We start from the raw sequence: 17884 nt of genomic DNA on the forward strand, positions 1-17884 counted from the left end.
CGACTCTGTCCTGGAAAAGACGTTTAATCGCAGGAGGTCTCAGACTTCTGCCAGTCCACCTGCGGGCAAGCCTGGGGGCACAGGGGATGGGGGTCAAAAAATGGATTGGTCAAAAAATGCAGCCAGCTTGCGGCAACGACTCCCCGCTCCCCAACATTTTTTGACTACTTAATGTTTGGACCAATCTCCGCGGCAAGAAATGACTCGCCATTTGTCGCGATGAGTCGTACCCGAAAGCTCACACGACCCCAATGTCCGATCGGGACGTTGGTGAGTCGTCTAGAGCGGTGCGAGTGGGCTGCGCCGGACCAACTCGTGCGCAAGTAGTCCGATCGTGTCGTCAAACTCCTCGTCATCGGTGGGTGATTGGTAGGGGCGTAGCCAGTCGGACGCGAGCGGTGGTGGCATTTCAGCCTCGGTCATCGGAGAGGTTCTTCTTGCGATTTCGTTGAGGACGGCGAGTGCGTCGAGCGGGCTGACGCGATCGTCGACGTTGACATCGAGGAACACAGGCGATTCTCCCATGGCAGCGATTGATTCACCATCGCCTTGGTTTCTGGCCAGGTAGTTGATCACTTGAAGGGCATCCAATGGCGATGTCTCGCCGTCGTTGTTGACGTCGAAGGGGTCGATCGGGTTTTGCACTCGCCCTGACGTGATCAACAGCGGGGCACCGGGATCAACGATCACGCCATTTTCTGTCAAATCGTCGTCTCCGGTCCTACCATCGGTGAAGCGCAGCACGACTTCCCCAGGCGACAACGATTGGATTCCCCATTTCGAAGTTCGCGTGAAGCGATAGTAGTGGGGCTCGGTATCATCCGGAGTCGGTCCGTACTTGTAATAATTCGAAATCAACGAGTGGTTATGCAACACGAGTGTGACATCGACCGTTTCTCCTACCTCGATACCGTGTAGTTCAAAACTGATGAACCCGACCGGGAACTTTGCGTCTGAGGGTATTTTGTCTGGTTCCGGGTGGTCGTCAAACGCGGTCACCGCGACCAGTTCGGTGCCTTCCGGCGCGACAATCGTCACATAGGTATCATCCTCGGCGTTTGGCAAGGACGCGACATGGGGTTGCTGACGGTCTGGGACGCCATCGTTGTTTCCATCACCTCCGAACGGCGCACCATCTTCGACCGAATCTGGTATCCCATCGCTATCGGTCGAAGCGTTGGTCGTGACGGCAAACGTCAAGACGTTTGTGCTACCGGCAGTCGGCGTCAAAGTATAAATTCGATTTTCTGGAAAAGTCACTTCTTCCCCGGGCCCCACCGCAACTCGAACCAGGTACTCCACCCCATGTTCGACGGCAAACTCAAACTGCCCAGATTCATCGGTTGACACCGTAGCGAGCACTTGGCGGCTGGGAAGCAAAAGCAGTTCAACGTCCGCGCGGTTCAGAGGGCCTTCACCCGGATCTTGAACGCCATCCCCATCAAGATCCGCAAAGACACTGCCGGAAAGTGTGGCTGTTTCGGCGCGATTGCCGAAATCGATCTCGCTGACCGATTGTCCCACATCGATCGAGACCGCGTGATAGCTCCGCACGTCCGTGACGTAGACGTCCGTGGTCGTCAACGTCCCGATCTCCGACGCGAAGAAGGCAACACGACCTTCCTCCACGACCGGTCCATAGGAAAAGCTGAATCCGGGCTCAAGGATCTCGAGTCCATCGTAGATGAACACCCGCGAGCTCTCGACGGTCGAACGCGACCACGCGGCCACTCCGGCATCGAGTGAAAGGTCTAATTTCCTCGACCCGTCGCTCGTCAATGTGGACAGCGCACCGCCAGCATGAAAAATCACCTCCGCATTGTCCTCGTCAGACCAACGAAGCCAAGCGACGTTACCGAATGCGTCAACCTGGACTTCAGTTGCGGTCTCTGGTCCGGTGTCGATTTGCTGTGCCCCTTGGCCGTCGTCTCTCCACACCGAATACCACTGGCTAGCGGAATCGTACTGGATCCAAGCGATGTAGTCTCCATGGACGTCGATCTGGAAGACGAACTCACTCGCCGCGTCGGAAATCTCTCGTATCAGTTCGCCATCGTAGTGGTAGAGTCCGCGGCGATTGGCCGCGATGTCAATCGCATTGAAGACGACGCTGCCGCCATCGGCAGCCGCAATCCCAGCACTTTGTGACAAGACGACGGTCTTCTCACCGTCATTTAAGAACAAGTTGTTTCCGCTCTTGTAGATCAGATGATCTCCGTCGGTCAGCAGATCGCCGTCTTCGACACCATTTCGTGTCAACCGTCGCACCGTTCCCGAAACATTCTGATAGATGTCGTTCTCGTCGCTGTCGTTATCGAAGCGATCGGGATCCAACGCCCAGGAAACAGTCCCATCGCGGGTGACGCCGAATGACGTGATGCTTTCATCCTCGATCACAACAATGTCCACTACATTGTTGCCGTCGAATCGCCGCAAGCGTCCCCCTGGTGAAGTGGACTCGCCCCAAACGATGTAGGGTCCGGACAGCGACAAGTTACCTTTGACAAAATCGGAGGTCGCGATCGACTGATAATCCACCGCGACGGGGAATGTCTGCTTCCAACCCGCTTGCGGCACCTCGCGAATCACATAGTCGCCCACGGGCAGTCTCAGCTCGTAAGATCCATCGGAGGATGTCGTTGTTGACGGCTCGTCGGAGTCCAACACCTTGTTGTCATTGATGTCGGCATAGATGGTCCAGCCGGCAAGCCCCGGCTCGGCTGGGTCGTGTACCGCGTTGCCGTTCCGGTCTTCAAATTTTGTCCCACTGACGACACCACGCCGGTCGATGACACCGAAATTCAGGTCGACCAGTTGGCTGCCACTTTCAATCGCGATCGAATAATCACCTCCGTCCACAAACTGAGACTGCGTGAAGCCCTCCGGTACGACGAGCGATACGACGTGTTGCCCGAACGGTAAGCCGAAAAAGGCGAATCCTGATCCCGTTGATTGCATCGTCTGGTCGATCGAACCGTCGCTGTGATAGTCAACTTCGATGACGAAATCGCTTAGCAGCGGCTCGCCCGCGTCTCGATCGCCATCCTTGTTCAGGTCTTCAAACACCGAGCCGCTGACAGATGTCGTTTCGAAAAGACCAAAGAAAGTCTTGTCGTCGACTTGGCCCTCGGCGATGCCCACGACTCGGCTCGTTCCGGTCGTGGATTCGTACTGCGCCGATTCGTTAATCAGGACGGTGTAGTCTCCAGGCTGTAGACCAGAGAATGCGAAGTACCCGTCGGCATCTGTGGTTGTCACAAAGTCACGGTTGGAAGTCATCGCGCCAACGCTCAAGTTCACACCGAAGCCCGAGATGGGAGACTCACTGGGATCGAGTTCACCATTGCCGTTGGCATCGTCAAACACTCTGCCCGCGATGGTCGCCCCCAAAAACTCGAAACCGAACGAAATGTGGTCGACAGAATCCTGAATGCCGAGGGTGACGGATTGCAGTCCGTCGGGGGGAGAGACGAGTTCGTACCCCGCAGGAACCATCGCGCGGATGTCGTAGGTCCGCGGCGGCAAATGATCGAATCGGTATCGACCCTCCGCATCGCTGAATACCATTGCTTCGCCGGCATCAAAGCGGCCATTCGAATTTCGATCGACGTAGACTGCGACGTTTTGCAATGGCGGGTCATCGGGATAGTCGTAACGCAGGTCACCGGTTGCATCGATAAAGATGAATCCGCTGATCGATCCAAACCGTGTGTTGCCGAAGTCGACGCCCGAGACACGATCGCCTCGCTCCAGTTCGAGACGGTGGCTGGGCGATCGCAACAACGTTTGTATGGTGAAGCTTGAGTTGCCGACGTGATCGGTCGCCCGCAACTGCAAATGATTTTCACCGATCGCCAATGGAACCCTCACCTCATAACGACCGTCGCCGAGCGGTCTTGGCGAACCGGTGGACAGCGCCCCATTGCCGGCCGCACCAACGCTCCACGACAAACTCGCCTCGTCCAATCCCGCGGCATCATCGTCGACCCGAAACACCACGTTCACCTCAGGAACGGTCGTGATGATTCGACCATCAGCAAGACGCGTGCCGACCGAAATCGACTCGATCTCGGTTGAAGGGCCGAGGAAATCGTAGACGAGGGAGAACGACGTCGATTTTTGATTGCCCACCAAATCTTCTGCAAACCCGTTCAAACTGACGCTTTCGCCGGAGTCAATCTGACTGGCAAAGGCCGTTTCAGAAAGCGTAAAGCTCGCACCGGAGCCCAAGTTGCCCACACCAGGAAGGGTGACTCGCGCTTCGGAAATTCCCGCCCCAACATCCGTTGCCAGTAACGTGATCGGCGTTTGCGGCCCAACAATCTGATCGTTCGCCACGCTGAGCTGCAACTGTGGGGGCGACGCATCGACAAAGAATTCGATCGATTGGATGGCCGATTGGTTTCCATTGGCATCGCTGGTGCGGTAATGCAGCACCTGGATCCCCTCTTCCAAGTAGGTAAGCCCGATGCCCAGGACCGGCACGGAGCCAGCTTCATTGCGGCGGACCAACAACTCGACGACGCCTGCCGCGGGGTCGCCCTGGACCGATGTGCTGGGGCTGGACAGATTCGGGTCATTCCACGCGTATTCAAAATTGGTTGGTGAATCAAACTCCAGGTGAATCTGCTTTCCGCGGTCAAGATTGATGTACCAATCGATGGGCTTGGAGAACGTTGCCGGTCCATCGAATCGGCGCGACTGGAACGTATTGCTGATCAGCGGCCGACCATTAAAGTAGATCTGGCTGTCGTCATCGGGTGACTCGGCATCGTAGACATCCACATACTGCAGACTCGGTGCATTGGTGTCGATGATAAACGTCGCACTGCGTATGGCTTCACGGCCGCCGTGCTGATTGAGTGAACGCCACTGCAGCGTAAATGGCTGTTCGTCGGCGAGCCCCAGGTCGCTGGAAAGGGAGACGGCGCGACGCGAGAATTGATTTGGATCAACCAGTATCCAATCCGCATGGTCGATTTGATCTTCGGCAGCGACACGGTATTCGACACCGGACGGGCGAACGGAAAAGACGCGGTTGAATTCGTCCAGAAAGATCTTTTCTTCAGCTTCAAATCTGATCTCCGCGTCACCATTCAATCGATAGATTCGTGCATCCGGATCGACAACAACCGTTTCTTCCGTGACGGCGAGTGATGTGACTGGAGTGAGAAGCGTTTCAACGATCACCTCGCCGAGCGACGCTTGATTGTCTTCGTCTTGCTGCAGGAACGAGCCTTGAATGTTGGATTCGGAAGTGAACAGATCCGTCGGAATCGTTCCGTGAGTGTGTCGTGAGAAACCCGCCAAAGCTTTCATGTATCCGCCGGCCAGATCGGTCAAAAAGAGCGCGCTGGTCCGAGACAAATTGCCGTCCCCCGGCTGAGTGTCGATCTGACTGAAATCAAGCCCCTGACGATCTTCGTTGCCGTAGGCGTGAAGGGATCTCGGGTCCGCAGCGGCCAATTCCAGCGGTGGGCCTTGATTGATCGGAACGGGAGTATTCGGGGCGGCGTCTCCCGCGAGAAATCGCAAGAAACCGCCTTCGCCCCACACGACGAACTGGGGAATCTGCAAGTTCGCGTCGAACTGTTGGAGATTATCGTGAATGGCTTCGTAGGGCCGCAGGTCGTCCCGCAATTTAGGTTGTCCCGGCAAGCCCATCCCTGCTGTCAATACTTGTTTGACGATCGGGACGATCAATTCATTGGTGAGAGAACCCCGAAACAGCGGGTCAAAGCTGTTCGAATCGGTGCTCAGGAATTCGTCAATTTCAGCAAGGCCGAACGATCCGCTGGGAAGATGTGCCGTGATGTTTTTGATGAAACCGTCCAGTTCGTCGATCGTCTGGTCGATGGCAAGCGAAATCGCTTCTGCATCTGGGACGGCGGCGATCTTTTCGGCAAGCGTGTCGTAGCTTCCCGAGAACAGGTCGATCGCCTGGTAGACGGACGCGACAATCGGCTCGGCGATAAAGAGCCGCGCGAGGGACTCAAACGGTCCCCAGTAGGCATCGGTCAAGTACTCCGTCACCCAAGGATCGAGTAGCGTCGCTCCGAGCGTGTCGTTTTCATAAAACGCGTTCAGCATTTCAGCTCCGGTGCTGCCGCCAAACGGAGGTGCCGTGTAAACGACGTTGGAAACGGCCTGCTGCAGCGCCGGGTCACCGGTCGCTTGCAGGAGCGATAGCGCCGCGCGAGTGTCTAGCCCACCGGCGCTGTGGGTCAGAAAGTTGACTTGCGACTCGTCACTCAAAGGGCCGACGCGACCGAGCTGATCCTGCAGCAACTCCAACAGGTCTTCGGCATGGTAGCGAGCCAATCCGTTGACGTTGTAACTCGAGCGGGACTCGGCAAAATCGTACGACAACGCCGGAATATGGCACGACGTCACATCAAGAAGATCCGGGCACTCCAGCACCCAATTTTCCGGATCAAAAAGCCCGGCAAATATCTCGCTAAGGCTATTCAGGATGAATTCTTGAGCAGACGGTTTTCGCAGAACGTTGTTGGGGTCGGCTAAATCATCGAGTGTTTGGACCACCGCACCACTGCGATCGAAGGAATCATTCTCCGGATCAAGATTGGGATCTCCGAAGTCGGTTGACCAGAATTGAATTCCGTACGTCTCGATACCCGCGGAACCTTTCGCGTAACTTTGGCCGTCGGTGATGTCGGCGAGGTTCTGGAAGTACAATCCTGTTTCTCCCCAGCCCGAACCATCATCATTGAAGCCTTTGACATAGAGGATCGGCAACTGCTCACTTTGCCCATCGGCGACCGCCGGAATCCGTGTGACGGGTGTCCGAACGCGCTGGGTCCGCAACAGCCTGCTCGCGGGGACAGACAGTCGAGGGTCGTTGGCCGGACCGAACGGCGGAGGGTCATTGGAGATCGGTGCGCGAAATTGCAACGGCGTGGGAAGTTGAAGACGCGGCGAGGAAGGGATCCAGCCATCCTCGAGTCGTTCAAACACTTCGTATCCGCCGGGCGGCAAAGCCGAAAACTCGTAGAGCCCTTGCTCGCTGATCGGATCGACGACTCCGTTTCCGTCCAGGTCGACGCTAGACGTGACCGTCAGAAAGGACTCACCGGTCCGACTGTTGACGGCCTGAATGGTCCAGCCATCCAGCCCCGGCTCGACGAATGCACCGGTTTCGGCGTCCACGTCCCGAACGCCGTTTCCGTTTTCGTCGGCGAACTTTTGCCCCGAGATGGACGCCAACCGAAACTGATTCCCAAAATCGAGTCCGACGATCACGTCAATCGAATCGACCTCCACTGCGTAGGACCCTATCAAACCCTGAATGAAAACGTCGCGTCGCGCGTTTGCGTCGTTCGCAATCAGGTTGCTGCCGTCAGATGACATCGCGATCACACTGGCATCTTGACTGAGCACTGCCTGCAAGGCAAAGTGATCGGCCTCTTCAATCAGCGACTGGCCAACCCGCTTGGTGACATCAAGTGTTCGATCGTGTAAAAAGACGTCCGGCCCATTATTAGTATCGCCTGAAACTAAATCGCTCGCGTACGAGGTGAACAACACTTTCGTACCGTCAGCGTTCAGGCTTGCCCCGCTGCTCGGGCCGTTGCCGAGCGTGACGCGACGGAGTCTGCCGTCGGTCCAATCCGAAACGTAGACATCAATCTGCCCATTTGTGTCGCCGGGCAGGAGATTGGTCGCGGTGGTCGCAAATGAGACGACTTGTCCATCGCCGCTGATGGCTGGCGCGAAACTGTCTCCGTCCGGATCTTGCCCACCCGCACCGCGACTTACGATCGCCAGCTCATTTCGTGCTCGATCGTAGACATAGATGTCAAGATTCGAATCACGGTCGCGATCGTCAAGCATGTGCGCACCCGACGCAAAGACGACGTATCGACCGTCGTCACTGAGACTGGGTTGAAAGCTTCCCCGATTCGATTGAGATCCGTCGCTCGCGATGCTGACGCGTTCGGTAAGCCCCGTGTGCAAATCGGTAACAAAGATATCGGCGACCCCGTTGGTGTCACCGGTAACCAAATTCGATGCCGTCGACTCGAACGCGACGAACCGACCATCACCGCTGATAGCCGGTGCAAAGCTATCCTCATTGCCTTCGTCCAGATCCAAGTTTGCACTCACACGCCGAGTCACGCCGGTGCGACGATCATACGCAAAGATATCACTGGCGACGTTGCGGTCATCTTGCACCAAGTTTTGCGCGACAGAGCGGTAAACAACGAGAGTGCCGTCACCGCTGATCGATGGAGCGTAACTTGCGCCGTCGGGCTGATCACCATTGACCGACAGCGAGACTCGCTCGATCGCACCGGTCACCGTGTCTTTGACGAAGATGTCACGCCATCGATTGGTATCGTCGGCAACCAAGTTGGATGCCAAAGAAGAAAACGCGATGAACCGGCCGTCTGCAGAAATTGATGGTGAATCGCTTTGGCCGTCCGATTCGGTTCCCTCCGCGGTTGTACTGATGCGATCGAGTGGATCGACAGGGAAGGTTTGATGCCATCCGAATTGCTGCGTCTCGCGAAGCTGGTAGGACCCCAACGCGACTTCCTCGAAGACGTACGCACCACCTGCGTCTGTGACAGTGGTTTGAAGGATCTGTCCCGTGGTCGGATCGAGCAATTCGATGGTCCAACCAGGCAGCCCCAATTCGTTAGTATCTTGGATTCCGTTTCCGTTGACGTCGTCAAATTTGATCCCGCGAATTTCCGACAGTGGTTCCCGTACTTCCAGTCCGATCTGACCCGTGTCGCTACCACCATCCTTGTCGGTCACTGTGACGGTAATCACATAGTTTGTCGCCGAATCGGGGATCGGATAGGTCCTGTTCGCCGAGAATTCTCGTTCAACGTCGGAGAGCGCGAGCTCCGTCGGTGGCAAGCCATCGCCCCAATCGATCAAAACCGTTTGCGTGTCGTGGCCGGGATCCTCGAATTGTCCGACAAGCGTGGCGACATAATCATCGTCGATTTCGATCGAGAGTCGCGTCGAACCAAGTGCCCGATGTAAATCCGGCGCGACATTGGCAATCGAAAGCGTTGTGGATGCGATGTCAACGTCACCGTCTGTATCGGTGACGCGGACGGCGACGGTGCGCGGCGGATCCACATTGTCATAGAACGTCACCGGCAAGGTCGAGCCAAAGTACTGCGGATCAAATGTCGCGCCGTCGTAATCAAGATCCCAATGGTAATCGAGCGTCTCGGACGACTGCTTCGCAGAGAAGCTATTGGTCGCGTCGAGTACCAATTGCGTTCCTTCGACGCCGCTGTAGGGACCGCCGGCATCGGCGATCGGCGGGCTATTGATCAGCGTGGTGACGACCAGTTCGACCACCGAGTCGCTGCCCGGTATCGTCATGCCAACGTCCGACGCGTTGTCGCTTGCCGGCCCAGAGACACCGCTGGCCTGCAGCACCAAGTACCGACTCGAAAGCGTCGGTTGGTAGTCGCCGAATAGTTCGACGCGGATTCGATCGAGCTGCGCGTTTCCTCCGACGGTGACGCGGTCAAAATGGAGCCCTGCCGCATCGTTGCCATTTTCATCTGTCACCGGGCCGCCGATCTCGACCACATATTCCCCCTTGGTGACAATCAAGTCTCCGCTGATCCCGAGGATGCCAGGCGACATCCCAGGACTGATCGTGCCTCCCGATTGCAAAACGGAACCATTGATTTGTCCGTCGCCGACGAGTTGACCGCCGTGTAGGTTCAGGTCGCCACCGACAACCCCGAACGCGCCATTAGACAACTGCAACGTTCCAGATTCCTGGTCAAAGCGGTAGAATTCCACGTTCTGTCCCGCCACGACGAAGTCGCCATCATTGACGAAATCCGCTTTGCGAGTCGCCACGCCCGACGAACCGACCGAATCGTCGATTGTCCAACGGCCGTGGTTCTCAACGTTCCCGCTCTTAAACACGGGGGTGACGAGATTCCCGCCCGACGCGTCGACAAACACGCCCCTGTTCACAATCGAACCGTTGTCAAGGTGAATGCTCTGCCCCAGCCAATCGGCTCGACCTTCGTTGATCAAGTTGGAACGAATCGTCAGTCCCGTGTCGCCCGATAAACTGCCCAAGGTCAACCGTTTCTCGCTCGTGATCGTTCCACCGCCCAACGTGCCGCGCAGGAACTGGAAGTGTTCGGTGACGTTGACAGGGTGCGAGGCAACGATGGATTGGCCGTTTATGGTCAGGTGGGCAAGGGAGACTGCCGCATCAAAATTGACACCGCCTTCGATCAGCAGCATGCCGGCGACATCCATCGCCCCACGAATCGTATTGTTACTGGTTTCGATGACCAGCACGCTGCCGGCTTCCGATCGCACCGAAGATTTGGAATCCAGAGTGAATTTGCTCCGTAGCGTCAACTCGGTGCCGGGCAACAAGTTGAAGTGCCCGGTGTGCGTCAGCGGCGAGCAACAGTCTCCGATGGCAAGCTTGCCCGAGTCGAGCTGCAACGTCCCGTGATTGTAGAAACGGCCGAAAAGATCTGCTTCATCGTCGGCCGCGGACGGAGCATCATGAATCCAAGTCGCTCCCGATTCGTTGACGATCGTTGCAGACGGGTTGAAAGGTCCCGGCGGCAGGCTGTCGGCATTGGACATCGTCGTCAGCGTTCCGTGATTGCGAATGGTCGAACCGTTCGCATTGATATCACCGCCGGACCAGATGGATGCATCTCCATAGACGTTGATCGTGCTGCGGATCAATGCATGTTCCCGATCGCTAGCGATCAAAAGATTCCCCATCACCTGCAAGTTGATTGAGTTGATTTGGGCTTGGTTCCATCTCAAGTCGCCGTCGATGGTCAGTCGAGTCCCGGACGACGCCTGCAACGAGTCACCGAAATCGGTGCGCACCCCGTCGAGGGTGAGTCCGGCGATCCAGGAATCTTGATTGATTTGCACGAGACCTTTCTGCTGCACTTGCAAGTCGGCGGCACTCCTTATGGAACGGACGCGAAATCGATCGCTGCGATCCGTCTCGATTAGTAGAGTTTCCCCGGCGTATTGCTCCGAAACGAAGACGTTTTCATAAAACCTCGGCGGTCGGCTCGATGGCGTTACCGTTCCATCGGCATCTCGAATCGCCCAGTTTGCTCCGTCAAAGACGCTGTTGTTGTTGCCCTGACCGACCCAGAGACGTGTTGGCCTTCCGATTCGGTAATCTTCGACTTCACCGCTGTCGACCAAACCAATGGAATGGGGATCGGCGACGAAGTCTGTGTCGGAGCTGAGTCGCAGCCTGGCGTAGGTTGTGAAGACCGAGTTTTTCGGAGGCTCGGGAAACACCAAAGTCACGGTCGCCGCATCCGAACCGATCGGGACGTCGACGATCGCCCGCTCGAGGGTATCGTCAAACACACCGTCCTGGTTGAAGTCGATCCAACCGGCCAACAGCGCCGGTTTGTCGGTCAGGTTGGTCGCAACGACCTGGATTTCCGGTTGTTGTCCGGGCAGTAGGTCGAAGTCTTCCAAGTTGCCATCGACGACACCGTCTTCGTCGTCGCCGCGGGTGATCGTCGCGCTTAAACGCGTCGCATCAAAGTCAGATCGCGCGTTGGCGTCGATTACAAAGTCGACTGTCGATCCTTCGGTCACGTTAACCTCGGGCAACGTGAAAGAGAATCCGCGACCATCTTCGCCATCAATCACGTTATCGGAGATCAGGACAGAATCCGCGTAGACCAATAGACGCGTTCCGTCACTGGGCGTGATGTCGCTTTTCCGCACGCGACCTTCGATGGCGATTTGTCCCGCATCGGACGGGCCCGCGACCCAGCGTGCAATCAACCGGTGACTGGAGCCGGCGATTTGTGGGTGAAACGCGAGTTCATCGCCACTCGGAAAGCCCAAGAAGTCGCCATTGGATCCATCGGTGTGGTTGGAGCCAGGGACTTCAAACGCGTTGAGCGATGTGTCCCAGGAGAGCCGTTGCAGATTGGCGGAGCCGCTACTCGGATCGATCGACTCGCTGACGAGGTATTGCCAAGCACCTCCGCCTGCGGCGTCTGGATCGATTGAGGCGCCAGCGGTCATGGCCGTAGGATCGACCGCGGCAACGAAGTCGGCCGCGAGATCCGCGAGCACCGTTGAGTGGTCGTCTGCCTTCGCACCCGCCCCTTGCGCGGTCCCTGAATCGCCATCGACCCACTTGCCAAGAAAAAGTCCGGGCACAATCTCGTGCGCCGCTCCATCGCTTTCCGATCTCGTCGCGTAGTCACCCGCCGCGGAAAGTTCGCTCGCGTCGGGAGCGTCGCCGTAGTCAAGGGCCAGCAGACGTCGGGATTCCAGTTGTTCCACCAAGAGGTTGCGTCTGGAAACACATCGGCGGCGGCGTGTCTGTGAATTTGCCGGTTTCCGGCGGAATTTGCCGTCGCCGAGCTCATGCGATCGATTCATCATCTGCGTTTCTTCGTCAGGTATCGCGAACAGGAAGACGCAAAGCGAAATCCGATACGCCGGCGTGGTGGACACCCAAGGCGTTCGCTTTGTCGGGGGTTCCCCAAGACGCTATGTGCAGGCGGAGCAAGAAACGGACAGAGTATTTTGATTTTTTTCTCGGCGATGTGCAGAATAGGACGTGACCGACGTGACAACTGTGCTCCAACCCAGTACACCGTGATCGATGCATGATCCCGAACAAAGCGATCTCGACCCTGCAAACTCGCAGTCCCCCGATGCCGGTGAAGAGTTCATTCTGCTGCTGCGAGCCGCAAAGTCGGGCTCCCAGCAGGCGATGAGTCAATTGATCCGACTTTCGCAACCTTATCTGATGGCAATCGCCAATGCAGAGATGAATTCGGACATTGCGGCCAAGGTGGGCGCGTCTGACGTCGTCCAGAATTCGATGCTTTCGGCGCAACGCTGTATCGCCGATTTCAACGGGGATTCCAGAGAAGAACTTTTGGCCTGGTTGCGCGGGATCCTACTCAAGGATTTGAAGCAAACCAATCGACACTATCGAGCAGCGAAACGGAACGTCAACCTGGAACTCCCCCTGCCGGAGGAGAGTGTCGGCAACCAAGCAAGCAGGTTCGTCGACCTCGGTGATTCGCCCTCCACAGCGGCCGCATTGAAAGAACAGGAGAAGCAACTGCATCGGGCGATCGAAACACTCAGTGAAATCGAACGCGAAGTCATCAAGCTGCGAAACTGGCAACGACTGTCTTTCGTCGAAATCGGCCAGCGCACTCAGCGATCTGCCGACGCGGCGAGAAAGCTATGGTCGCGGGCGATCGTTCACTTGCAGAAGGCGATGGATCGGCAAGATGATTGAACGCGAACGAACAGACATCGACGATCAATTTGCGTTGCAATTGGAACGCGTGGATCGGCAACTCGCCGGCGAAACTCCCACCGGCGATAACGACACCCAAGCCGCGATCGGTTCGGCAGACTTCGACGCGGCAAAGCGTGTCCTGGGACTGATCAACCGAGTCCGATCGGCTCAGTCGCAAGCGAACTCGGGTACGGACGTGACGCTGTCGAATTCCACGTCCCAACCGCATGGCGATCACACAACCAGCGTCCCCGATCAGATCGGTACGTACGACATCCTCGGACAGGTTGGGCGTGGAGGCATGGGCGTCGTCTTCCGCGCCCGTGATCGATCACTCAATCGAGTCGTGGCGCTCAAAATGATGCTGGCAGGGCCGTTCGCCTACGCGGAAGAGCGGAGCCGGTTTCGCATCGAGGCCGAAGCGGCAGCCGCGCTGGATCACCCGGGCATCGTCCCCGTGTACGAAGTCGGAGAGCACGGCGGGCAGCCCTTCTTCACGATGGGACTGATTGAGGGCGAAAGCTTGGCCCAACGTATTTCCGAGGAGCCGCTGAAACCCCAGGCCGCCGCTGCGATCGCGCGACAAGTGGCTTCCGCGGTCGCCTACGCTCACGGGCGGGGCGTCGTTCATCGCGACATCAAGCCGGCCAACATCTTGCTCGATCAGAACCAACGGCCGCGAATCACAGATTTCGGGTTGGCACGTCGGCGGGACAGCGTAAGTGATCTGACCGCGACCGAGCAGGTGCTCGGCACGCCCAGTTACATGGCGCCGGAACAAGCCTCCGGCGGGGCAAGCGGTGCTGATGAGAGGGCCGATGTCTATTCGATCGGGGCGACACTTTATTGCATGTTGACCGCACGGCCGCCCTTTCAAGGACACAATGCCGCCGAAACCGTGCGTCTGGTCGTGGATCGCGATCCGGTCGCGCCGCGGCAACTCAATCCCGCCATCCCGATCGATTTGAATACGATTTGCATCAAGTGCTTGCAGAAGGATCCGGATCGCCGCTATCGCGACGCCGCATCGCTCGAATCCGACTTGCAACGATTTATCGACGGAAATCCGATCCAGGCGCGACCCGTCGGCATTTTCGAAACGGTTTGGAAGTGGTCGCGACGCCATCTGGCTGTGGCTGTCCTCACGTGCTGCTGTCTGCTTGCGGCATTCACCCTCGTGGCCGGAAGCGTCTGGTACCAGAGCCAGCTCAATCGCACCCTGATCGATCTCAAGCGTTCGCGCGGGCAAACCGTTCGATCGCTGTACCGTGCGTTCACCAATGAAGCTGAATACCTCAGTCAGGTACGGCCCGTCGGCTATGGGGAACGGATCGAACAGTTGGTTGCCAAGGCGAAGTCACTCGACACCGATGTGAAAGATCTCAATCAGTTGCGACAATTGCTGGTCAGCAGCCTCGGACACGTCGGGGCGAGAGAGCCCGTTGTCTTGGAGAGATTAGACGCGGAAATCAGAACCGCCAATGTTTGTCGCCAACCCAATCATTTGATTGTCGGACTTGAGAACGGAACGCTGGTTGCGTTTGATTTAGAAAGCGAAACGAAAGTTTTCGAAGCAACGGCGATGTCGAATCCGATCACGAGAATCGATGTCGATCTCTCGTTCGGCGATGGGGCGACGCGGTACGTGCGGGCGATCGGTCAAGGAGGATCCGCAATCAGCCATTGGTTCTGGGATGGTCGATCATACTCGCGAGCCGAGCAATTGAATCCACCGAATCTGCCAGAGGGCTTTTTCGGTATCGATGTGTCGCCGGATGCTCGACACATCGTTGGATTAGAATCGGCATCATCGCATTTGCTCGATCCGAACGTCTGGCACACGCGTGGGGGCGGCGCTGTGGTCTCAGAACCGGAACGTCGACCCGACGGGCTTGATGACACCCATTTTTCGATTGCATCATTCGATCCGTCACGTGGATTTTCCGTTCGGCAATCCGCCATCCCCGTGTCGCCACGATTCGACCTGAACAACGGTTTCCTGGCCTTGGGGCGTTCGTGGCTCGATGAGAAATCGATCGAAGACGACCTTCAAGTCTATGACCTGAACACCGATCGACTTGTCCAGTCGATCAATGCAAGCGTCGGTGCCCTGCAGAATGTGAGGCTGAGTCCCGACGGTAGATTTGTCGCGTGCGGTGGCTATTTCGGAGTCGAGGTCTTTGCCGTTGGTAGCGGCGAGCGAATCGCAAAGCATGACGAACTGGGTAGATGCACCGTTGTTTCCTTCGTCGGCAGCGATGGCGATGTTCTCGTCCGCACTCCTACCGAAACGGTTTGGCTTTCAGCCCGCTACGGACAGTCGATTGTCAAGCTTGCTGCCGACACCGATCGTTCATCAGTGTGTCTTTCTGCCGACGGACGAAGCGCTGTTTGGATCGGTGGTCGACGACCTCGCGTCGCAACGTTGCAGGGCGACCAACGAAGGCGAATCAGCGCTCACAACCTGATCGTTGAAACGGTTTGCTTAAGTCCTGATGGGCAACTGTTGCTTTCGACGGGACGCTACTACGGCGGGAACGAAACCAAAGTTTGGAACGTGGAAACCGGCGAACTGGCGTTTGAGTTCATCGGCGCGGCGTCCACCTTCAGCCCCGACGGAGCGCTGCTGGCCGCCTGGAATGGTCGATTGCAGCTTTGGGAGGTTGGGACCGGTGTCCTGGTTGCCGAGGGAGATTGTGATGCAACGCCCTCCCGAATCGCCTTCTCCGATTCGGGAGAGATGCTTTTGGCAGTGGGCAACTTCGCCGGTCAGTCTCTCGCGTGGAGAGTGCACTCGAGAGGCATGAACGGGGCAGAGGCCCAATCGACACCTCACCCGAAACAGGTGCGATGGGAATTGGAACCGGTTCAGATTCATCCGGACGTTCGCAAACCTGCGACGCTCAGTCCTTCGGGTCGCCGACTCGCCTTCGCTTCGAATGGCGGCATCGTCGTCGACGACATTCAACGGCCCGGCGCCACCCGTGTCCTGCAGACGGAACGCCGCATCGGTCCCGACTCGCTTGTTTTTCTTGATGAGACACGCTTGTTTTTTGTTGCCGATGATGGGCACCTTTGGAATCTGGACACGAACGAAGTGGTCCGCACGCAAGGTCGTCACTTGCAGCCGCCAGTGTTGCTTTCACCGGATGGGCGGCAAATGTTTTGTGGTCGACAGCTGATTCGGACAGCGGATTTCGAACCCATTGTTCAACTGCCCGACTGGAGCAACGCGATCACGTCGGCGACCTGGAGCCGCGACGGTCGTCTGGTCGCGTATGGATTGGATGGCGGCGACATCGCAGTCTGGGATTTGGCGGCGGTTCGAGAAAAATTAGTTGAGAGTGGGTTTCCCGGCGATGTGATCATGCCGGGGCCTACCAGTCCAATCGATGCGGTCAGCGCGATGCTTCGTGTCGGTCGGCAGAGACGAGATCGAATCCATCCCCGTCAGTGGCGTTACAAGTGCAACCAGTTGGCTCAATGGATCGAAACCGACTCGATCGATCGCGATCGGGTGCATCGCCGTATTCGCGACCTGACCGAACAACTTGACCGCATCGGCGGACGCCCGTTCTTCGACTCCACCGAAGACTCCATTGAACATCTTCTTGATGCTGCGTTGCAACTCAACCAGGAATTGAGTCGAGTCGAACATGTCGAGGCGCAGCGGTTGCTCTTGACCGCGCTGTCCGATAGCGTTCGGCGTCAGCCGCCACGTTCGACCACAGCGGTCATGCGAGGAAGCCACATTCACCACTTGTTGGGTGATTTGCTGAACTTTCAATTTCAAGAGAATGAGGACGCTGTCGACGCATACCGCGAAGAAGCCCGGCTACTCGAGGATTCGGAATCAGCAGCCGCTCAAGCACCTTCCCACGAAGCGTATGCAAGCCAATGGTTTTGGCTCTACCGCAACAAGTCACTTGCACTTGCCCGCGACGCACGTTGGGCAGACGCAATCGCCGCCATGACGCGTGCGTTGGAAATCCAGGCGGAATTCGAATCGGTTGCAGCCAACCAGCAGACGCTCGGCCAAGACCGAGAACTGCTCGAGAAGTGGCGCGAACAGGTACGTTGACTAAAGATGAGACCACCTCGCAGCAATGCCCCCTCGGTCATCAATATTTTTTGACCACCCAATTTTTTGACTCTGCTCCGAACCGATAACGGACTCGGAGTTTGAAGACGGGAAGCAGAATCATACGGGGCAGAATGATGGAAGGCTCGCCGATCACGGTCGCACGCGACGTTCATGGATCGATGCACATACCGTAGGTCCGCGGAACATCATTCTGCCACGTCATCATTCTGCCAACGATTCGGGGCTTGATTTCTGGCTCGGTCCCAGAGGAAAGGTAGGAAAATTTGGGGCAGAAAAAAGCGGCGGCGAACACAGCGTGATTCCGCCACGGTGGACGGTGCTTGTTTTTCTTACCCACAATTTTCCTACCTCTCTAATCCTCCATTGCGATCGCGCAAGGTATGCCGGAAAAATACGGGAAAATAGGTGTCACCCAGAGACTCCGCTGGTCTATGAGCAGCTATTTGATCTGAACAACGATCCGCTCGAACTCACACATTTGGTTGCCG

Annotated in this window: 3 protein-coding genes; 2 read left to right on the forward strand and 1 reads right to left on the reverse strand. The window is 57.1% G+C overall.

Translation table 11 applies throughout. The features are described from left to right. Positions 1-279: 279 nt before the first annotated feature. The gene (locus tag NZK35_RS01880; protein WP_259630904.1) at positions 280-12414 is read right to left on the reverse strand and encodes an SdrD B-like domain-containing protein; all 12135 of its coding nucleotides are present in this window, start codon (positions 12412-12414) and stop codon (positions 280-282) included. A 223-nt stretch (positions 12415-12637) separates the two neighbouring features. On the opposite strand from NZK35_RS01880, the gene NZK35_RS01885 reads away from it, so the two are divergent. Further along, positions 12638-13288, forward strand: coding sequence for a sigma-70 family RNA polymerase sigma factor (locus tag NZK35_RS01885; RefSeq protein ID WP_259630905.1), 651 nt, complete (start codon positions 12638-12640; stop codon positions 13286-13288). Beyond that, on the forward strand, positions 13281-17372 hold the full coding sequence (locus NZK35_RS01890) for a WD40 repeat domain-containing serine/threonine protein kinase (RefSeq protein WP_259630906.1): 4092 nt from the start codon (positions 13281-13283) through the stop codon (positions 17370-17372). The genes NZK35_RS01885 and NZK35_RS01890 overlap by 8 nt, the downstream gene beginning before the upstream one ends. The last annotated feature ends 512 nt before the right edge of the window (positions 17373-17884 follow it).

Source organism: Stieleria sedimenti, from assembly GCF_025060895.1.
In the GTDB taxonomy this organism is placed as follows: domain Bacteria; phylum Planctomycetota; class Planctomycetia; order Pirellulales; family Pirellulaceae; genus Stieleria; species Stieleria sedimenti.

Bases quoted from the DNA above. Each gene is read 5' to 3' on its own strand.
- NZK35_RS01880 (WP_259630904.1), bottom strand. From the start codon at position 12,414: ATGATGAATCGATCGCATGAGCTCGGCGACGGCAAATTCCGCCGGAAA.
- NZK35_RS01885 (WP_259630905.1), top strand. From the start codon at position 12,638: ATGCATGATCCCGAACAAAGCGATCTCGACCCTGCAAACTCGCAGTCC.
- NZK35_RS01890 (WP_259630906.1), top strand. From the start codon at position 13,281: ATGATTGAACGCGAACGAACAGACATCGACGATCAATTTGCGTTGCAA.